At 71.9% G+C, this 19,276-nt stretch carries 19 protein-coding genes; 9 read left to right on the top strand and 10 right to left on the bottom strand.

All coding sequences use genetic code 11. The annotated features are described in order from the left end of the window. Positions 1-74: 74 nt before the first annotated feature. On the bottom strand, positions 75-482 hold the full coding sequence (locus ABZ208_RS21040) for a nuclear transport factor 2 family protein (RefSeq protein WP_328402554.1): 408 nt from the start codon (positions 480-482) through the stop codon (positions 75-77). Positions 483-633: 151 nt separating this feature from the next. Here ABZ208_RS21040 and ABZ208_RS21035 point away from each other — a divergent pair, with 151 nt between their 5' ends. Next, positions 634-1,272 (top strand): TetR/AcrR family transcriptional regulator, encoded by a 639-nt coding sequence (locus tag ABZ208_RS21035; RefSeq protein WP_328402556.1) that lies wholly within the window; start codon positions 634-636, stop codon positions 1,270-1,272. A 5-nt stretch (positions 1,273-1,277) separates the two neighbouring features. Here the strand turns inward: ABZ208_RS21035 and ABZ208_RS21030 are convergent, their stop codons facing one another. Next, positions 1,278-2,201 carry an ADP-ribosylglycohydrolase family protein gene (locus ABZ208_RS21030; RefSeq protein WP_356910980.1) on the bottom strand — a complete coding sequence of 308 codons (924 nt, stop codon included), beginning with the start codon at positions 2,199-2,201 and terminating at the stop codon, positions 1,278-1,280. A 116-nt stretch (positions 2,202-2,317) separates the two neighbouring features. Here ABZ208_RS21030 and ABZ208_RS21025 point away from each other — a divergent pair, with 116 nt between their 5' ends. The 3 genes from ABZ208_RS21025 (at position 2,318) to ABZ208_RS21015 (ending at position 5,143) form a co-directional block, all read left to right on the top strand. Next, the gene (locus tag ABZ208_RS21025) at positions 2,318-2,923 is read left to right on the top strand and encodes an FAD-dependent oxidoreductase (protein ID WP_356910979.1); all 606 of its coding nucleotides are present in this window, start codon (positions 2,318-2,320) and stop codon (positions 2,921-2,923) included. Further along, positions 2,920-4,182, top strand: coding sequence for a cyclopropane-fatty-acyl-phospholipid synthase family protein (locus tag ABZ208_RS21020; protein WP_356910978.1), 1,263 nt, complete (start codon positions 2,920-2,922; stop codon positions 4,180-4,182). The genes ABZ208_RS21025 and ABZ208_RS21020 overlap by 4 nt, the downstream gene beginning before the upstream one ends. A gap of 157 nt (positions 4,183-4,339) precedes the next feature. Continuing rightward, on the top strand, positions 4,340-5,143 hold the full coding sequence (locus ABZ208_RS21015) for a DUF1295 domain-containing protein (protein ID WP_356910977.1): 804 nt from the start codon (positions 4,340-4,342) through the stop codon (positions 5,141-5,143). Between the two features lie 239 nt (positions 5,144-5,382). On the opposite strand, the gene ABZ208_RS21010 is transcribed toward ABZ208_RS21015, so the two are convergent. The 4 genes from ABZ208_RS21010 to ABZ208_RS20995 form a co-directional block, all read right to left on the bottom strand. Next, positions 5,383-6,132, bottom strand: coding sequence for an anti-sigma factor (locus ABZ208_RS21010; protein ID WP_356910976.1), 750 nt, complete (start codon positions 6,130-6,132; stop codon positions 5,383-5,385). Beyond that, the gene (locus ABZ208_RS21005; protein WP_328402568.1) at positions 6,129-6,713 is read right to left on the bottom strand and encodes a sigma-70 family RNA polymerase sigma factor; all 585 of its coding nucleotides are present in this window, start codon (positions 6,711-6,713) and stop codon (positions 6,129-6,131) included. The genes ABZ208_RS21010 and ABZ208_RS21005 overlap by 4 nt, the downstream gene beginning before the upstream one ends. Before the next feature lie 374 nt (positions 6,714-7,087). Beyond that, positions 7,088-7,930 (bottom strand): siderophore-interacting protein, encoded by an 843-nt coding sequence (locus ABZ208_RS21000; RefSeq protein ID WP_356910975.1) that lies wholly within the window; start codon positions 7,928-7,930, stop codon positions 7,088-7,090. A 50-nt stretch (positions 7,931-7,980) separates the two neighbouring features. Next, positions 7,981-8,886: a 5'-3' exonuclease gene (locus ABZ208_RS20995; RefSeq protein ID WP_356911004.1), complete on the bottom strand. Its 906-nt coding sequence runs from the start codon at positions 8,884-8,886 to the stop codon at positions 7,981-7,983. Between the two features lie 235 nt (positions 8,887-9,121). Here ABZ208_RS20995 and ABZ208_RS20990 point away from each other — a divergent pair, with 235 nt between their 5' ends. From ABZ208_RS20990 to ABZ208_RS20975, 4 genes are all read left to right on the top strand, one after another. Continuing rightward, complete coding sequence (locus ABZ208_RS20990; protein ID WP_356910974.1) at positions 9,122-10,288, top strand: glycine betaine/L-proline ABC transporter ATP-binding protein; 1,167 nt, start codon at positions 9,122-9,124, stop codon at positions 10,286-10,288. Next, complete coding sequence (locus tag ABZ208_RS20985; RefSeq protein ID WP_356910973.1) at positions 10,281-12,077, top strand: ABC transporter permease/substrate binding protein; 1,797 nt, start codon at positions 10,281-10,283, stop codon at positions 12,075-12,077. The genes ABZ208_RS20990 and ABZ208_RS20985 overlap by 8 nt, the downstream gene beginning before the upstream one ends. A gap of 192 nt (positions 12,078-12,269) precedes the next feature. Next, on the top strand, positions 12,270-12,866 hold the full coding sequence (locus tag ABZ208_RS20980; RefSeq protein WP_356910972.1) for a helix-turn-helix domain-containing protein: 597 nt from the start codon (positions 12,270-12,272) through the stop codon (positions 12,864-12,866). A gap of 11 nt (positions 12,867-12,877) precedes the next feature. Next, complete coding sequence (locus tag ABZ208_RS20975; RefSeq protein WP_356910971.1) at positions 12,878-13,612, top strand: helical backbone metal receptor; 735 nt, start codon at positions 12,878-12,880, stop codon at positions 13,610-13,612. Here the strand turns inward: ABZ208_RS20975 and ABZ208_RS20970 are convergent. Further along, positions 13,563-14,696, bottom strand: a complete 1,134-nt coding sequence (locus ABZ208_RS20970; RefSeq protein ID WP_356910970.1) for a TDT family transporter — start codon at positions 14,694-14,696, stop codon at positions 13,563-13,565. The two genes, ABZ208_RS20975 and ABZ208_RS20970, sit on opposite strands and share 50 nt — an antisense overlap. A gap of 70 nt (positions 14,697-14,766) precedes the next feature. On the opposite strand from ABZ208_RS20970, the gene ABZ208_RS20965 reads away from it, so the two are divergent. Continuing rightward, the gene (locus ABZ208_RS20965) at positions 14,767-15,699 is read left to right on the top strand and encodes a LysR family transcriptional regulator (RefSeq protein ID WP_356910969.1); all 933 of its coding nucleotides are present in this window, start codon (positions 14,767-14,769) and stop codon (positions 15,697-15,699) included. 452 nt (positions 15,700-16,151) lie between these two features. Here the strand turns inward: ABZ208_RS20965 and ABZ208_RS20960 are convergent, their stop codons facing one another. The 3 genes from ABZ208_RS20960 to ABZ208_RS20950 form a co-directional block, all read right to left on the bottom strand. Further along, positions 16,152-16,835: a gamma-glutamyl-gamma-aminobutyrate hydrolase family protein gene (locus tag ABZ208_RS20960; protein ID WP_356910968.1), complete on the bottom strand. Its 684-nt coding sequence runs from the start codon at positions 16,833-16,835 to the stop codon at positions 16,152-16,154. A gap of 26 nt (positions 16,836-16,861) precedes the next feature. After that, on the bottom strand, positions 16,862-18,328 hold the full coding sequence (gene eat / locus ABZ208_RS20955) for an ethanolamine permease (RefSeq protein ID WP_356910967.1): 1,467 nt from the start codon (positions 18,326-18,328) through the stop codon (positions 16,862-16,864). Positions 18,329-18,480: 152 nt separating this feature from the next. Beyond that, positions 18,481-19,221, bottom strand: coding sequence for an FCD domain-containing protein (locus tag ABZ208_RS20950; RefSeq protein WP_356910966.1), 741 nt, complete (start codon positions 19,219-19,221; stop codon positions 18,481-18,483). Positions 19,222-19,276 lie beyond the last annotated feature (55 nt).

Here is a 19,276-nt window from a genome sequence, read left to right as displayed (position 1 = left end):
TGGTACCGCTGCTACGCGGTGACCAGGGTCGGCTGTTCGATGCGCCGGCCGGCGGTGTCGGACGAGGGGCAGGGTCACATGGCCGGCGGACCCCAGAAGCGGTTCTCCTCGTCGATGTCCTCGGTGCATTCGTCGATGTCGGTGATCTTGCCCCCGACGATGGTGAAGAAGAGGCCCTGGCGGATCTCCAGGCCGTGGTCACCCCGGTCGGCCCTGGACGTGTGGAAGGACATGACGTGCCCGCGACCGTCGGCGAGCACGGCCTCGAGCTGGACCTGCATGGTTCCGTTGGTCTCCTCACCGAGCCGCCGGTACAGGTCGAGGACGGCTTCGCGGCCCTTGTGATGCCCGGACAGCGGGTGATGGCCGGGTACGTGGTGGACGACGTCGGCCGTCATCAGGGATTCGATCGTCTTCAGGTCGCCCTCGACGAACGCTACGTAACCCCTGCGTACCAGGGCGCAGTCGGGGTGCTCGGACATGGTGAACCACACCTTTCATACCTATCACCACTTTTGTCCATCATCCGTCGGGTGCCAGGGGCTGTCCATGCGGTCCAGCGCGCCAGGGCAGGGCCGTGGCCCGGCGGCGATGCCGATCTTGGCCGGATGCCGATGTGCGACGATCGCTTGTATGAGCACCACCACGGGACGCAAGGTCGGACGGCCGCGCGCGATCAAACGGCCGGACAGCGGACTGTCCGCTCGTGACGAACTGCTTGCCGCAGCAGCGGAGTTGTTCACCACGCAGGGCTACACGTCGACCTCGACCAGGGCGGTCGCCGAGAGCGCGGGCATGCGCCAGGCCTCCATGTACCACTACTTCAGCGGCAAGGAGGACATCCTCGCCGAGCTCCTCGAGTCGACCGTCACCCCCTCCCTGACCCTGGCGCGCGAACTGCTCGCCGACGACGGACGGCCGGCGCGGACGCGGCTGTGGGAGCTGTGCCGCTCGGACGTGAAGCTGCTCTGCGGCGGGCCGTACAACCTGGGCGCGCTGTATCTCCTCCCCGAGGTGCAGGGGGAACGCTTCGAGATCTTCCGCCGGGTCCGGGCGGAGCTCAAGGCCGCGTACGGGCTGCTGCTGGCAGCAACACCGGAGGGCGCCGCGCTGACCAAGGCCGAGCGCGCACTCCGTACGGATCTCGTGTTCGGTCTGATCGAGGGCGTGATCCTGGTGCACCGGTCGGATCCGCGCCGGTCCGTGGCCCGGTTCGCCGAAGCCACCGCCGACGCCGCGCTCCGGATCGTGGGCATCGCCTCCCCGTCATAGGAGGCTCAGGCAGCCAGCGCCTTTGCCAGTGAGGTGAGTTCGGCCAGGCGCAGCACCCGGCCGGGGTAGCCGGGCAGCGGGACATGGAGCAGGCCGGTCCAGCGCTCGGGGATCGCCCCCGCGCCGTACACCGCGCCCGCCAGTGCCCCCGCGACCGCCGCGACCGTGTCCGTGTCACCGCCCAGGTCGATCGCCGCGCCAAGGCAACCCTCGAAGGTCGCCGTCGTGCGCAGCGCCCACAGCGCCGACCCCAGGCACGGCCACACCGCCCCGTTGAACTCCGTCGCGTCGTCCGGGTGCCACTCGGGGGCGAGCACCGTCGCCCAGCGCGTCCGGTGAGCCGGGTCGACCTGGGCCAGCGCCGACGGAATCGCGGCCAGTGGGTCCGCGCCGTCCAGAGCCACCCGTACCAACTCGTGGAAGACCGCCGTGCCCTCCCAGGCCGCGCGGTCGCCATGGGTGAGCGCCGCGATCCGCCGGGCCGCCGCCATCGTGGCATCGCGGCCGGTCCCCGCGAAACGGACGGCCGAGGTGGATGCGCGCATCAGCGAGCCGTTGCCCGCGGCCCGGCCGGTGACCTGGAAGTGCAGTGCGGCGGCCAGGTCCCACGGCTCGCCGTTCGTCAGCACGTCCTCCGTCTGCAGCCCGATGTCCTTGGGGTCGCCCGCGGCCCAGCGCTGGAAGCGCGCGAAGATGTCGGCCGGGTCCAGACCGCCGCGCTCCAGCAGTGACTCGCCGACCAGCACCGCCATCTGTGTGTCGTCCGTGGCCTCGCCCGGGTCCCAGCCGCCGCCACCGCACATCGTGGCGACGCCGTCCGGGAATCGGGCCCGGAACACACCGCGCTCGCCGAACTCGAAGGGTGCGCCCAGGGCGTCGCCCACCGCCGAGCCGACCACCGTGCCGATCACACGCTCCGAACGCCGCATCGATCCAGCGTAGGCGGGCCCGCGGGCCCGCCCGGAGGCGCCCCCGGGGCGGCGCCCCCGAACCTTCGGCGAAGAAAGATCTGACGCGGACCAATCCGACCGGCCCCGTGCGCCGAATGACGGGTGCGGGACGGCTCCATGCCGGCCGGGAAGGAGCGGGAATGACAGGGCAACCGCGGCGTACGGCCGTGGTGGGCGGCGGAGTTTCGGGCCTCACCGCGGCGTACGTTCTGCAGCGTCGCCACGAGGTCACGCTCGACGAGGCACAGCCCCGGCTCGGCGGGCATGCGCACACCCATGACATCGCTGCCTCCGACGGCCGTCCGCTCTGCGTCGTCGCCGAGGTGCACAACACCTACGGTGAGCGCCACTGCTACCTGCTGCGCCCCGACGCAGGCCACCGGGCCTTCGTGGACAAGGAGTTCTACGTCTCCCCGTTCTTCCCGGTGGACGGCGGCTACCGGATGCGGCTGCCTGAGCCGGAAGAACGCCTGGAGCTGACAGTCCATCTGGAGCGCGACGGCGCCTGCCCGTTCACCGCGACCGTACGCGGGGAGCGCCGCCCGGCCACCGCCCGCGCCCTGCTCCGCGCCGCACTGGCGCACCCCCTGTCGACCCTCGCCGTGTCCGCCGGAATCCGGTTCCACGGCATCCGTCTGTTCCTGCGCAAACTCCCGGTCCAACCCCGTCCCCGCCATCTGCCCCAGGAGGGTGTGAAGTGAGCGTGTCCGTCTCCCCGGCGTCCTCGCGAACCGCGTCCGTCGACCTTCGGCGCCGGCCAGGGCCGGCCCGCCTGCCGAGGGCCTCCAAATTGCGCACGGCCGTCGCGGAACGCCTTGTCAGGCACGCGCTCGGCGGGCTCCCGGTGCGGGTGCGCCTCGCCGGCCGCGAGACAATCGGCCACGGCGGACCGCTGATGGACGTACGGGACCCGGCGGCCTTCTTCCGCCGGATCGGCGCCCGCGGGCTGCTCGGTTTCGGCGAGTCCTACATGGCCGGTGAATGGGAGGCCCCCGACCTCGTCGGCCTGCTGACCGTGTTCGCCGAGAACGCCGCCACGCTCGTGCCCGGCCCGCTGCAGCGGCTGCGCGGCGCCTGGGCGCCGCGCAGGCCGGCGCGGCACCGCAACACGACAAGCGGCTCGCAGGCCAACGTCAGCCATCACTACGACCTGTCCAACGAGCTGTTCGCGCTGTTCCTCGACGAGACCCTGACGTACTCCTCCGCGCTCTTCCGGGGCTTCCCGGCCGAGCGGCAGCTGCTGCCCGCGGCCCAGCACCGCAAGATCGACCGGCTGCTCGACCTGGCGCAGGTCGGCCAGGGCACCCAGCTGCTGGAGATCGGTACCGGCTGGGGCGAGCTGGCGATCCGCGCCGCGCAGCGCGGCGCACGCGTCCTGACCGTCACCTTCTCCCGCGAGCAGCAGGCGCTGGCGCAGCAGCGCGTCCGGGCCGCGGGCCTCCAGGACCGGGTGACCGTACTGCTGCGCGACTACCGCAAGGTGCTCGGCCGCTACGACGCCATCGTCAGCGTGGAGATGATCGAGGCCGTCGGAGCGGAGTTCTGGCCCGGGTACTTCCAGACGCTGGACCGGCTGCTCGCACCCGGCGGGCGGATCGCCCTCCAGACGATCACCATGCCGCACGACCGGATGCTCGCCTCCCTGGACACCTACACCTGGGTGCAGAAGTACATCTTCCCCGGCGGACAGCTGCCGTCCTCCGAGGCCATCGAGCAGATCGTCGCCGGCTGCACCGGCCTCACGACGGCCGCTCGCGACGGCTTCGGGCCGCACTACGCCGAGACGCTGCGCCTGTGGCGCGAACGGTTCACCGAGCACGCCGAGGAGGTCGAAGCCCTGGGCTTCGACGAGGTCTTCCGCCGTATGTGGACCTTCTACCTCGCCTACTCCGAAGCCGGCTTCAGGTCCGGCTACCTGGATGTGCAGCAGCTGCTGCTGACGAAGGGGGAGGCGGCGTGACCACGCCGGTGCGGCGGTGGTGTCCGGTGGCCGGCCGGCCTGCGTACGAGGAGCGGGGCACGGGCGCCGGCCCGGTCCAGGCGGTGCGGTCCACCGGCCGGGTCGACCGAGGGAGGTGCGCGACATTGAGCGACGGGCACGTGGAGGGCTGCCGGCGGTGAGCGGCTTTGCGTGGGCGGCGTTCGCGCAGGGTCTCGGCCCTTCCGCGGCCGCCGCTCTCGCGGTCATGCTTCTCGCCTTCGCCGTCGCGCTGCGCACCGGAGTGCACCGCGGGGTGGATGTGGCGTGGGGGATCGCTTTCACGGCCGTCGCGGTGGTCGGGTACGCGATGTCGGCGGGGGAGGGGGACAACGGGCGGCGGCTGCTCGTCACTGTGCTCACGGCGGTGTGGGGACTGCGGCTGGCCGCGCACATCGCCCGGCGCGGACGAGGGCACGGCGAGGACCCGAGGTACGAGGCACTGCTCGCCAAGGCGCCCGGCCGTCGCACGCTGTACGCCCTGCGGATGGTGCATCTGCTCCAGGGCGCGCTGGTATGGCTGATCTCGCTGCCGGTGCAGGCCGCGCAGTACGTCACCGGGCCCGTCGGCGTGATCGGCTGGGCCGGCTGCGCGCTGTGGCTGACCGGATTCCTCTTCGAGGCGGTCGGGGACGGGCAACTGGCCCGGTTCAAGGCCGATCCGGCGAACCGGGGCCGCGTCATGGACCGGGGGCTGTGGGGTTGGACCCGGCACCCGAACTACTTCGGGGACTTCTGCGTGTGGTGGGGACTGTTCATGGTCGTCTGCGACGAGCGGGCGGTGGCCGCAGCGGTCGTCGTGAGCCCCCTGGTGATGAGCTACCTCCTGATCAGCGGCAGCGGAAAGGCGCTGCTGGAACGGCACATGGCCGACCGCCCCGGCTTCGCGGAGTACGTGGCCCGCACAAGCGGCTTCCTGCTGCGTCCGCCGAAGCGGCGCTGACGGACGGGCGGTTGAGAGGCCCCGGGCCGGGTCGGTCGGCACGGCCCGGGGCCGCCGGCGTCCGTGCGGGCGGGGCCGGGGTCGCCCGCGCGGTCGGTGCTCCTCCGTACCCGCCGACGAGCGGAGCGGCGGGCACTGCGGGCCGGTACGAACAGCGGGACGACCAGCCGGCGGTGCGCCGCGCCGGCTGGTCGTGCATACGTGGACCGGACCGGCGGTGGACCGGGCCGCAGGCCGGATCAGGAAGGCAGGCGCATCAGGGCGAGCGGAGCCGAGGTCGGCCGGCGGGAGCCGCCCGCCGGTTCGACGGTGACGCCCATGCCGGACGCGGAGTTGACCGGACCCTCCATCAGCACGGCGCCGGACGTGGCGGTCAGCTCCATCAACCCTGCCGAACGCATCGTGCCGCCGTCCTCGAACCAGAGCTGGTACACCTTGCCCTGCGGCGGCTTCGGCATCCCCGACGCATAGAACGCCGCGCGGTTGCGGCTGCGCGACACGACGACGGTGCCGGTCGCCCCGTCCGTCAGCGGCCCCGTGCTCACCTTGGCGTCCGGCGCGGCGAGTACGGCGGCGAGTTCGGTCGCCGTGCGCTGCGCGCGCTGCGCCTGGGCGCGGGCGTCCTCGGCCCGGTCGTGCTGCCAGACGGCCGCCCCGCCGAGGCTTGCCGCCACGGCCATGCAGGCGGCGAGCGCGAAACGGGACACCGCACGGCCGCGGCGCACCACGCCTCGGTGCGCCTGCCGGGTGACCCGGGGGCGGTCCTGCCGTTCGGCGCCCACGCGGGCCATCACCTGGTGCTTGAGCTCCGGGGGTGGCGTGACGTACTCCGCCGAGCCCAGCCGGCCCGCGGTGGCGGCCAGTTCGCGTACTTCCAGCGAACACGGCGGACACGCCCGCAGATGCTGCTCGAACTCGGCCTCTTCGTCGGGTGCCAGCGCGTGCAGCACATAGGCGCCGGTCAATGTGTGCAGATCGGCGGAGTTCATGCGCTCACCCCCAGGCAGTCGCGCAGCCGGATGAGCCCGTCACGCAGTCGTGTCTTGACCGTGCCCAGCGGCACGGCGAGCAGTTCGGCAACCTCCCGGTAGGTCAGTCCCCGGTAGTAGGCGAGCGTCACGGACTGGCGCTGCAGTTCGGTCAGGCCCTGCAGACAGCGCCGCACTTGTTCGCGTTCCAGCCGGGCCTCCACCTCCTCGGTCACCTCGTCGTAGGCGCGGCCCTGGTCCAGCAGAGCGGCCCGCCGCTCGCGGTCGGTGGCGGCACGGGCGGACCTGACCCGGTCCACGGCCCGGCGGTGGGCGAGGGTGAGGATCCAGGTCATCGCCGAGCCGCGGGACGGCTCGTAGCGCACGGCGGTACGCCAGACCTCGATCAGCACCTCCTGTGTCACCTCTTCCGACTGGGCGGGGTCGCGCAGCACGGCGCGTATCAGGCCCAGGACCGGTCCGCAGACCGCGTCGTACAACCGGGAGAAAGCGCCCTGGTCGCCCCTGGCAACCAGGGCGAGCAGTTCTTGCAGATCGGGACCGGCCGAGGCGGGGCCGCCTATCTGTACGGCTTCTTTCACGCGGTGTTCCTCCACGGGTCGGACGGCACGTCCGGACACCTCTCACGACGCATTCGGAGCCGAAGGCCCGATGGATTGGTCCGGGTGGCCGCATCGTGCCATGGACCGACCCTGTGTGGGTCCCGGTCCTGTGCCTGCCCCGCTCCGGCGTCGCTGTCGTCGTTGCCGTCACGGTAGGAATCGGCGTCGTCGACCTTGCCGGACGCGCCGACGCCGCAACGCGCAGCGGCAGGAGGACGAGCAGACCGATCGGTGACAGCAGGAGCGCCGGCACCAGCTCCAGGTGGGCCGGCGGCTGCCTTCGGCGGCCGGATCCCGGTACCGACCAGGCTCCCCGGCCGACTCCGGCCGGGGAGCCAGGAAGAGAGGGGTCGTCAGGCGGCCGACTCCTGCTCCCGTTCCACCTGGTCGTTCCACTCGCGCTTGGCCGCACGCCAGGCCTCGTCCGTCTGACCCAGGCGCCAGTAGCCGGAGATTGACAACTGCTCACGCGGAATACCCCGCTCCACCCGCAGCTGACGGCGCAGCTCCTTCACACAGGCCGCCTCGCCGTGGACGAACGCGCAGACCTCCCCCTCGGGGAACTCCAGCGCCGTTACCGCCGCCACCAGCGCCTCGCCCGGCGCCCGGTCACCGCGGTGCAGCCAGGTGATCTCCACCCCGTCCGGAGAGACGATCTTCTGCTCTTCCTCGGGGCCCGCGACCTCGACGAAGGCGTGCACGACCGCGCCTGCCGGCATCCGCTCGAGCGACGCGGCGATCGCGGGCAGCGCGCTCTCGTCGCCCGCCAGCAGATGCCAGTGGGCCGCAGGGGAGGGGGCGTAGGCCCCGCCGGGGCCCAGGAAGCGCACCGTCTCACCGGCCTGCACGCGTGCCGCCCACGGCCCGGCCAGGCCCTCGTCGCCGTGGACCACGAAGTCGACCGTCAGCTCCAGGTGGGCCGGGTCCCACTGCCTCACGGTGTAGGCGCGAGTGGCCGGCCACTGCTCGCGCGGGAGCTCCTCACGGATGCGGTCCATGTCGAACGGCTCCGGGTAGCTCACGCCCTCGGGCGCGAAAAGCAGCTTGATGTAGTGATCGGTGTACCGGCCGAGCTCGAGCGCGGCCAGACCCTCACCGCCCAGGACGACACGCACCATGTGCGGAGTGATGCGCTCGGTGCGCACCACCTTGGCCTCGTGTGCCTTCGGTGCTTTGCGTGCCGGTCGGTCTGCCACGGCGCTCTCCCCGGAATATCGCTGCTTAGGCTTGCCTAAGCTAGCACCTCTCAGTGCTGGAGTGCGGAGCGGAGCCGCACCACGGCCCCGCCGAGTCCCCACCGCGCGGCGAGCGCGTCCAGCTCCGCCGGGTGGCGCGGCTCGGCGGGCAGCGAGGGGTCGAAGTCGGGCAGCGGTACGTCCGTGGCGACCCGGACCACCTTGGGCGCGACCGCCACATAGTCCCTGGCCTCGTCCAGCCGCTTGCGCTGCGACGGGGTGAGCTTCGAGGTCCGGTCGTCGACGGCGGCCATGATCCCCGCCAGGTCGCCGTACGCGTCGAGCAGCTTGGCTGCGGTCTTCTCGCCGATGCCGGGCACGCCGGGCAGCCCGTCGCTGGGGTCGCCGCGCAGCAGCGCCAGATCGACATATCCGGGCCCGTCCACGCCGTACTTCTCGCGCAGCCACGCCTCGTCCGTCGTCTGGAGGGTGCCGACGCCCTTGAGGGGATACAGCACCCGACGCCCGCGGGCGTCGTCGACCAGCTGGAACAGGTCACGGTCGCCGGTGACGATGTCGACCGGGCCCTCGGCGCGTGCGGTGAGGGTGCCGATCACGTCGTCCGCCTCGTAACCGTCCGCGCCGATACGAGCGATACCGACCGCCGCCAGCACCTCCTCGATGACCGGGACCTGCGGCGAGAGCGTGTCGGGGACCTCCTCCACGTCCGGGCCCTGCTCGGTCTCCACCGCGACGCGGTGCGCCTTGTAGGACGGAATCAGCTCGACCCGCCACTCGGGCCGCCAGTCGTTGTCCCAGCAGGCGACGAGATCGTCCGGCCGGTGGTCCTGGACCAGCCGCGCGATGAAGTCCATCAGCCCGCGCACGGCGTTCACCGGGCTGCCGTCAGGAGCCCGGACCGAGTCGGGGACCCCGAAATAGGCCCGGAAGTAGAGGGAAGCGGTGTCGAGGAGCATCAGGCGTCGCGTCACAACCCTGATGATGCCGCACGCCACCGACAGTCACAGAGCGCCCGCCCGTCGCGGCGCACCCGTGAGGTGGATCACCTTCGTGTTTGCCCCCAGGGGCCCAGGGCAGGCGCGAGCCCGGAGCGGATCCCGTAGCGATTTCAACCATTGCATCGGGCAAACGGGCAGATCCCGACCCGCTCCACAGCTCGCCGGGCGGGGGTGGCGGGCTGTTTTCCGTTCTATGCGCGAGGTGTATGTGTCCAGGCTCCAGGCCGAGCACCTGTACAAGGTGTTCGGCAGACGACCCGACGAAGCGGTGACCAGGCTCGAGGGCGGCGCCGGCCGCGACGAGCTGCGCGCAGACGGCACGACCGCCGCGGTGATCGACGCGTCCTTCACCGTCGAGCCCGGCCAGATCTTCGTCGTCATGGGTCTGTCCGGATCCGGCAAGTCCACGCTGCTGCGCATGCTCAACGGACTGCTGGAGCCGACCTCGGGACGGGTGCTCTACGACGGCCGCGATCTGACCGCGCTGGGCGCTCGCGACCTGCGCGAGGTGCGTTCGAAGCGGATCAGCATGGTCTTCCAGCACTTCGCGCTGTTCCCGCACCGCAGCGTGCTGGAGAACGCAGGCTACGGCCTCGAGGTCCAGGGCGTCCCGCGCGACGAGCGGGCGCGCCGCGCCGCCGAGGCACTGGAGCTGGTAGGCCTCGCCGGCTGGGAGAACTCCTGGCCGGACGAGCTGTCCGGCGGCATGCAGCAGCGCGTGGGCCTCGCCCGGGCGCTCGCGACGGACGCCGATCTGCTCCTGATGGACGAGTCCTTCAGCGCCCTGGACCCGCTGATCCGGCGCGACATGCAGGATCAGCTGCTTCACCTGCAGAAGCGGCTCAAGAAGACCATCGTCTTCATCACCCACGACCTCAACGAGGCCATGCGCCTGGGCGACTCGATCGCCGTCATGCGCGACGGCCGGATCGTGCAGCTCGGTACCGCCGAGGACATCCTGGTCACCCCGGCCAACGACTACGTCGCCTCGTTCACCCAGGACGTCGACCGTTCCCGCGTGCTCACCGCGGGCGCGATCATGGCCGCTCCGGAGACCGTGTACGGCACGAGGACCGACAGCGGCAAGGTGCTGCGCTCCGCGGCGGACGTGCTTGCCGCGGCGCCCGCCACCGTCAAGGAGCGGACTCCGATCATCGAGCTGTTCACGCCCTGCGCCGACAGCGGTCACGCCGTCGCCGTCGTCGACGACGAGGGTGAGCTGACCGGTGTCGTGCCCAGGGGGCGCCTGCTGGCCGTGCTCGGCGAGCCGATGAGCCCCGCCGACACGACCGGGATCCCCGCGCAGACCGAGGCCGCCGACCGGGCCGGTGCCGCGGCGAAGGAGGTGGCCCGTGCCTAGGCTTCCTCTCGGCGCCTGGGTCGACAGCGGTGTCGACTGGCTCCAGAGCCACCTTTCCTGGCTCTTCGACGCGATCACTTCGCTCGTCACCGGTATGTACGACGGCATCGAGGCCGCGCTCCTGGCGCCCGAGCCGCTGCTTTTCGGCGGCATCCTCGCCGTCGTCGCCTGGTGGCTGCGCGGGCTGATCGCGGGCGGCCTCACCTTCGCCGGCTTTGCGCTGATCGACTCCGTCGATCTGTGGGACGACGCCATGTCGACACTCTCGCTGGTGCTCGTCGCCACGCTCGTCACTCTGGCGATCGCGGTGCCGCTCGGCATCTGGGCATCCCGGTCCGCGGCCGTCAGCGCCGTGACCAGGCCGGTCCTGGACTTCATGCAGACCATGCCGGCCATGGTCTACCTGATCCCCGGCATCATCTTCTTCGGCGTCGGTGTGGTGCCCGGCATCATCGCCACCATCGTCTTCGCCCTGCCGCCCGGCGTACGGATGACCGAACTCGGCATCCGGCAGGTCGACGAGGAGCTCGTCGAGGCCGCGGAGGCCTTCGGCACCACACCGCGCAACACGCTGCTGCGTGTCCAGCTCCCGCTCGCCCTGCCGACGATCATGGCCGGCATCAATCAGGTGATCATGCTGGGGCTGTCCATGGTGGTCATCGCCGGCATGGTCGGCGGCGGCGGCCTCGGCGGCGCCGTCTACCGGGCCATCGGCAATGTCGACATCGGTCTCGGCTTCGAGGCGGGCATCTCCATCGTCATCCTCGCCATGTACCTGGACCGGATCACCGGGGCCCTGGGCCGCCAGGTCTCACCGCTCGGCCGCCGTGCGCCGGCCAAGGCACGTGCCGTCACCGGCGGCGCGAAGATCTGGACGTACCGTCCGCAGGCGTCGGTCGCGGTCGTCGGCATCGTCGTCCTCGCGCTGGTCGCGGGAGGCATGGGCATCTTCGGCGGCGCCGCGCAGACCGCCGCGTCCGGCGGCGCGGACATCGGCAAGGGCAGGAAGATCTCGCTCGGCTACATCCCGTGGGACGAGGGCATCGCCTCCACCTTCCTGTGGAAGGAACTGCTGGAGAAGCGCGGCTTCGAGGTCGAGGCCCGGCAGCTGGAGGCCGGAGCGCTCTACACCGGCCTCGCCGGCGGCCAGATCGACTTCCAGACCGACGCCTGGCTCCCGGTCACCCACGCCCAGTACTGGAAGAAGTACGGGAACAAGCTGGAGGACCTGGGCGCCTGGTACGGCCCCACTTCGCTGGAGCTGTCCGTGCCCGCCTACATGAAGGGCGTCGACTCGCTCGAGGACCTCAAGGGCAGCTCGAGCCGGTTCAAGGGCCGGATCGTCGGCATCGAGCCGAGCGCCGGAATGATGGGCATCCTCAAGGACAAGGTGCTGAAGGAGTACGGCCTCGAGGGGGAGTACAAGATCGTCGACGGCTCCACGCCCGGCATGCTCGCCGAACTGAAGCGCGCGTACGACAAGAAGGAGCCCATCGTCACCACCCTGTGGTCGCCGCACTGGGCCTACAGCGCCTATGACCTGAAGAAGCTCAAGGATCCGAAGGGCACCTGGGGCAAGGGCGACGGGGTGCACACGCTGGCGCGCAAGGGCTTCGCCGCCGACAACCCCGAAGTCGGCACGTGGCTGAAGAACTTCAAGCTGACCGAGAAGCAGCTCACCGGCCTCGAGGCGCAGATCCAGAAGACCGGCAAGGGCAAGGAGCAGGACGCCGTCCGGGCCTGGCTGAACGAGAACCCGGGTCTCGCGGACCGGCTCGCTCCGCACTGACGGCCCATGACCGTCCTCCCGGACGGCCGAAAGGGGTGGGTCCCGCCACATGGCGGGACCCACCCCTTTCCGTTGCGGTGCCCGAGGCCCCATGCTGCGGCCGTGCCACCCGTGTACTCCTGCGCTCGGTGAGTCCCCGCGGCCGGATGCTGCGTAAGGTGAGACAGGACCCAGGGGAGGGGAGCCCGGCCCATGGACGCGAAGGACGCGAAGGACGCGAAGGAGAGGAAAGAGCCTCTCCGCGTGGGCGCGGCCGTGCGCAGACGCCGGCGCGCCCTCGGCCTCACGCTTGCCGCCGTCTCGGCGCGCAGCGGAGTGTCCGTGCCGTTCCTCAGCCAGGTCGAGAACGAGCGGGCCCGGCCCAGCATGCGCTCGCTGCAGCGGGTCGCCGACGCCCTGGACACCACGGCCGGCCTGCTGCTGGCCGCGTCCGACGCGGCGCGTACCGTCGATCTCGTACGGGCCGGCGACGACGCCCGTCCGCAGCCCGGCCCCGGCTCCCGGATCCGCAGGCTGGTGCGCGGACAGCATCAGCTGCACGCCCTCGAATTCAGCGGCGAGCAGGACACCGGGCGCGAGTACAAGCACCGCAACGACGAGCTGCTGTACGTCGCCGACGGTGCCGTGGAGGTGGAGGCCGAGGGCCGGGCCTACCGGCTGGGGCGCGGCGACTCGCTGTTCCTGTCCGGCGGCGTACGGCACCGGTGGCGCGCCACCGCACCGGACACCCGCATCCTCGTCGTCGCGGTGGCCGAACACGTCGATGCCTCCGGCGACCCGCGCGGCTGAAGGGCTCCCCGGTGCGTGTCGTGTCGCTGGTGCCCTCGCTGACCGAGGCCGTCGCCGTCAGCGGCCCCGGACTGCTGGTCGGCGCCACCGACTGGTGCAGTCACCCGGCCGACCTGGATGTCGTACGGATCGGCGGCACCAAGAACCCGGACGTGCCGGCCGTCGTCGGGCTGCGGCCCGATCTGGTGATCGCGAACGAGGAGGAGAACCGCGCACCCGACCTGGCCGCCCTGCGGGACGCGGGCGTCGAGGTGCTGCTCACCGAGGTGCGCGACCTGGACCAGGCGTTCACCGAACTGGAGCGGGTGCTGGTGACCGGATGCGCGCTGCCACGGCCCCGCTGGCTGGACGAGGCACAGCAGGCCTGGTCGCGGATCACGCCGCTGACCGGGCTGCGTGCCGTGGTGCCCGTCTGGCGGCGGCCGTGGATGGTGCTCGGCCGCGACACCTTCGCCGGCGATCTGCTGGCCCGGCTCGGCGTCGCCAATGTGTACGCGGACCACGAGGAGCGCTACCCCCGCATCCCGCTGGAGGAATTGCGGGCGAGCGGCGCCGATCTGGTCGCCCTGCCCGACGAGCCGTACGCCTTCGGCCCGGACGACGGTCCCGAGGCGTTCCCCGGCCTGCCGGCCTCTTTCCTCGACGGCAGGCATCTGACCTGGTACGGCCCCTCGTTGGTGACTGCCCCGCAGGTGCTCAGCGCGGCGCTGCGAGCAGCTCTCCGCGCAGCAGGCCTCGCAGGGTGAGGCTTCCGGCGACCGCCCAGGCCGTCACCAGGAACGCGTACAGGGCGAGGGAGAGCCACTCGTAGACGGCCAGACCTGTGTGGTGCGCCAGGGTGGCAGCGCCCGTCACGCAGGTGCCGACCGGGAAGGTGAAGGCCCACCAGGTCATCGTGAAACGCATCCCGAGGCGGGCCGCCCGCAGCACCATCGCACCGGCCAGCGCCAGCCACAGCAGCGCGAAACCCATCACCGGCACGCCGTAGACGACGGCGAACGCGGAGAACGCAGATGCGTACGGCGCCTCGATCGCGACCGGCGCGACATCCGCGAGCTTGTTCACGGCGGTGGTCGACTGGCCGAGCGGTCCGAGAACGAGGAAGAGCGAGGGGCTGAGCGCGAGCGGCAGCGGGCCGTGGTGGACGAGCCGGGCGAAGACCACCGGCAGGATCAGCAGTGTGGCCAGCAGACTGATGCCGAACAGTGCGTAGCTCGCCAGCAGCAGCGTCCCGCGCCACTGGCCTGTCGTCGGCAGGAACGGGATCAGCAGCGGCCCGAAGGCCGCGGAGACCATCGGCGCGACCACCGGCAGCAGCCACACAGGCGAGGCACTGCCGGGGCTCACCTGGTGGCGCACCATCATCAGACAGGGCACGCCCACGGCGGCCACCAGAGCGATGACCGTGCCCGCCACGAACAGCACCACGGCAGCCGACAGCGCCACCTGCTCGCCGAGCGCGCCGCGGCCGACGGTGAGGGTGCCGATGCCGACGGCGAGCAGCGCCATGGACAGGCAGCCGTAGAACGGCGCGACCGCCGGATCGAGCAGATGGGCGCGGGCCTGATCACGATGGAGGACCCAGTGTGCCGTGCGGGCCGTGAGCACGGCGGCCAGCAGCGCCGCGGACAGTGCCCACACCCCGGTCCGGGCGGCCGCGAAGCCGGGGAAGTCCAGCGGCACGGCGGCGCCGGCGCTCGCCACGATCGCGGTGCCCATCACCGTCGCGTACCAGTTCGGACCGAGATGTCTCAAGGGCCGCAGCGCGACGGCCTCCGGGGTGCGAGCGGGCGCGCGAAGCTCGGCGCGGGGTGGGGCGACGGTGACCATGCGCACACTGTGGCCAAGGCAGAGTGGCCCCACCAGGAACCTTCTCCCTATGCACCCATAAGCTGGTTTTATGAGTGATGAGGAACGTGTGCCGCTCAACCACCGGGTGCCCGACCTGGGCGCGCTGGAACTGCTCCTCGCCGTCGCCCGGCACGGCAGCCTGGGGCGTGCGGCGCGCGAGGTCGGCATCACCCAGCCCGCCGCCAGCAGCCGGATCCGCTCGATGGAACGCCAGCTGGGCGTGGCACTCGTCGACCGCTCGCCGCGTGGCTCCCGGCTCACCGACGCGGGGGCCCTCGTCACCGACTGGGCGCGGCGGATCGTGGAGGCCGCGGAGGCCTTCGACGCCGGGGCGCAGGCGCTGCGAGGGCGGCGCGACTCCCGGCTGCGGGTGGCCGCGAGCATGACGATCGCCGAGTATCTGCTGCCCGGCTGGCTGATCGCACTGCGGGCTCAGCGCCCCGGCACCGCGGTCTCGCTGCTGGCAGGCAACTCGGCGACGGTGGCCCAGCAGCTGCTCGACGGCGAGGCGGACCTGGGCTTCGTCGAGGGACTGTCCGTACCCGACGGCCTGGACGGCACGGTCGTCGGACACGACCGGCTGCTGGTGGTCGCGGCGCCAGGACACGCCTGGGCGCGGCGGCGGCGTGCCCCGCTGACGCCCGCCGAGCTGGCGGCCGTGCCGCTCGTACTGCGCGAACGGGGCTCCGGCACCCGTCAGGTGCTCGACTCGGCCCTGTCCTCCTACGGCGGACTGGCGGAACCGCTGCTGGAGCTGGCCTCCACCACGGCGGTGAAGGCGGCGGCGGTGAGCGGGGCAGGGCCGGCGGTGCTGAGCGAACTGGCGGTCACCGAGGAGCTGGCATCACGACGGCTGACCCGCATTCCGGTGGAGGGGGTACGGCTGGAGCGTGATCTGCGGGCCGTCTGGCCCCAGTCGCACCGGCCGACCGGGCCCGCGCGGGATCTGCTGGGGCTGACGCGGGGGTCGTCGACGGGGTGAGGGGCGGGTGCCGGGCGCGACGGGTGGGGGCCGTTGCGCGGCCTTTTCCGCACCCCGTCCTCCCCCTACGGCCGCCGAGGCACCTCCGTTCCGTAACCGGGGACAAGCCCCCGGACCCCGGGCGGCCTTCGGCAGAGTCCTCGATCGCCGGACGGGCCGGACGTGCCGTCGGCAGATTCAGCCGGTGGGGGTTTGACGAAGTCTCGGGGAGCTGGAGGCGCGCGGTCCGGGGCGGAGCCCCGAAATCACGCCTGCCAGGCGTGCCGGTCCGGGGCCGAAGCCCCCGCTTGCGGGGCGGGGGTACTCCCACGGCCGCAGGGCGTGCCGGGCTCCGGGGGCTTGCCCCGGTTACGGGATGGGGTACTTCCCACGGCCTCCCTCTACGGCCTGGCGGCTGTGGGAGGTACCCCCAGGCCGTAGAGGGAGGGCGGGGAGGGCCGGCGCCCCCGCCGTTAGCCGCTCGCCGCCGCCACCAGGGATGCCATCACCCGGACGTCCTCGCCCATCTCCGGGTGCCACTGCACGCCCAACACCCAAGCGCCGCCCGGGAGTTCCACGGCCTCGACCGTGCCGTCCGCCGCGTGAGCGCTCGGCACGAGACCCGTGCCGAGACGGTCCACCGACTGGTGGTGGTACGTCGGGACCGGCGTCTCCTCCGGCACGATCCGCCCGTACAGCGTGCCCGACACAGGTTTCACCGTGTGCTCCCCGAACACGCCCACTGATTCCCTGTGCCCGTCCATGTGCTGGACCAGCGTGCCGCCCAGGGCCACGTTGAGCAGCTGCATCCCGCGGCAGATGCCCAGCAGCGGGGTACCGGACGCCAAGGCGGCCCGGATCAGGGCGAGTTCCCAGGCGTCCCGTTCCTGGGCCGCCGGTCCGGTGCGGGGCTCGCGCTCCGCGCCGTACCGTGCGGGCTCCACGTCCGGTCCGCCGGCGATGACCAGGCCGTCCAGCCGCGCCACCACCGCATCGGCGCGCGCCGGGTCGTCCGGCGGGATCATCGCGGCCAGGCCGCCCGCCGCCCGGACCAGGTGCGGATACCCGGTGGGCAGGAGCGCGGCGGGCAGGTCCCACACGCCCCAGCGGGCCGAGGACTCCAGATAGGTGCTGATGCCGATGAGCGGCACGGACACGGTGACTCCGTTCCTGATCGATCCGGTCAGTCTCGTTCGAGCTCGGCCTCGGCGGCCGCGAGCGCGGCGAACTCCTCCTCCGGCGCGCGTGCCACCAGATGGTGCCGACTGTAGATCGCGAAGTAGGCGAGGGCGACGGCGTAGACGCCCAGGGCCATGAACGCGGCGTCCTTGTCCACCAGGAACGTCGCGACCAGCGCGGACAGTGCCAGGACGAAAGCGACGGACGAGGTGACGATGCCGCCCGGGGTCCGGTACGGGCGGGGCAGGTCGGGCTCGCGGCGGCGCAGCACGATGTGCGACAGCGCCATCAGGGCGTAGCTGATGGTCGCGCCGAACACCGCGATGTTCAGCATCCGCATCCCGCTTCCGGTGCCGGCCGCCAGTGCGAAGCCGATCGCGCCGGGGATCACGAGCCCGAGATAGGGCGACTTGCGGCGGCTGGTGAGCGACAGGAAGCGCGGCAGATAGCCGGCCCTGGACAGGGCGAACAGCTGACGGGACCCGGCGTAGATCAGGGAGAAGAAGGAGGCGACCAGGCCGGCGAGGCCCGCGTAGTTGACGAAGCGGCTCAGCGGCGTCGGGTCGCCGTCTCCCTGCAACGCCACGACCAGCGGGTTTCCGGCATCCTGGATGGCCGCGGAGCCCCGTGCGCCGGTCGACGCGAAGAAGGTGATCACGGCCAGCAGCACCAGGATGCCCATCGACAGCGCGAGCGCGCGCGGCATCGAGCGCACCGGGTCCTTCGCCTCTTCGGCGGCGAGCGGCACGCCTTCCACACCGAGGAAGAACCACATGCCGAAGGGGAACGCGGCCCAGATGCCGAGCAGGCCGAACGGCAGCCAGGAGTTCGCGCCGAACGCGTCCTTGTCGACCGGGATGTCGTCAAGGCTGCCCGCCTGGAAGTCGGTGAAGGCGCCCACCGCGAAGATCAGCAGCGCCGCCACCGCGATCGCCGTCACCACCAGGCTGAAGCGCAGCGCCTCGCCGACGCCCCACAGATGGATGGCTATGAAGACGACGAAGCAGGCGAGATAGACCGGCCAGCTCGATTCGAGGCCGAAAAGCTTGAGCGATTCGACATAGTCGCCGATGAAGATCGAGATGGCGGCGGGCGCGAGGATGTACTCGATCAGGATCGCGGTGCCGGTCAGGAACCCGCCCCAGGTGCCGAGAGCGCGCCGGGCGAAGCCGTAGCCGCCTCCGGCCGTCGGCAGGATCGCCGACAGTTCGGCGAGCGCGAAGACCAGACAGGCGTACATGGCGCCCATCAGCACGGTGGCGATGGCGAGGCCGCCGAATCCGCCCTTGGACAGACCGATGTTCCAGCCCGAGAAGTCGCCGGAGACGACATAGGCAACGCCGAGGCCGGTCAGCAGGAGCCAGCCGGCGCTGCCCCTGCGCAGCGTGCGCCGGTTCAGATAGGCGTCCCCCACGATCTTGTCCGTGGGGGGTGCGGGGGACGGGGTGCGCGAAGTGGTGCCTTCAGCCATGGGTCGCTCCTGGCAGAGGTCAAAGGTTTGTGCGGACACCATTGCGGCAGCCAAGGCGGCTGCGCAAGCCCCGTGCGTAAATGCGAGGTTACGGATCGGCCGACGGCCGGGCTCGGCGCGGGCGTCGCGCCCCGCGTGGCCGGCCGCCGCGCTCAGACCAGAAAGCCGCGCAGCAGCGCCGCCGTGCCCTCGCAGTGCTCGCGCATCACCTCGCGCGCCCCGTCCGGATCGCCGTCCAGCACTGCCTCCACCAGCGCCGCGTGCTGATGCTGCGAGTGCTCCAGGTTCCGCACGAGCAACGGGATGCAGTCCAGCAGATCGTTCAGCGTCGCCCGCACCGCGGCGTACTGCGCCGTCAGCGAGGGGGACCCGGAGAGCTCTGCCAGGGTCAGATGCAGCAGCGTGTCCTGCCTGCGGTAGTCCGCGAGCGGTGCGTCGTGCGTCGAGGCGAGCGCCGTACGCAGGCGCTGTGCGTCCTGGTCCCCCAGTCCGTGCGCCGCGCACAACCCGGCCGCCCCGACCTCCAGCACCTCGCGGAAGCGCAGGGTGTCCTCGACGTCCACGCCCGCCACCCGCCGCCGCAGCTCGTCCTCGCCGTGACTGTCCGGCCGGTGCAGCACGAACGTGCCGCCGTATCGGCCGCGCCTGCTCTCCACCAGGCCCTGGTCGGTGAGAACCTTCAGCACCTCGCGCAGGGTGACCCTGCTGATCCCCATGCGCTCGGCGAGCTCGCGCTCCGCCGGCAGCCGCCCGCCGGCGGGGACCAGGCCGAGGCGCAGCAACTGGAGGATCTGTTCCAGCGCCTCTTCGAAGCCGTTGCCCGCGCGGACGGGCCGCAGTACAGGGGTGAGCCGGTCGGTCGGTTCGCCCGTCGCCCCACTTGTCTTCGCCACCTCGCCGTTTCCCCTTCCCAAGCAATGGTCTTCAGCAATACCTTATGACTCCCGG

It is taken from the genome of Streptomyces sp. NPDC006208, assembly GCF_040613775.1.
In the GTDB taxonomy this organism is placed as follows: Bacteria; Actinomycetota; Actinomycetes; order Streptomycetales; family Streptomycetaceae; genus Streptomyces.
The sequence above is the reverse complement of the archived record's forward strand: the minus strand, read 5'-3'. Positions and strand labels throughout refer to the sequence as shown.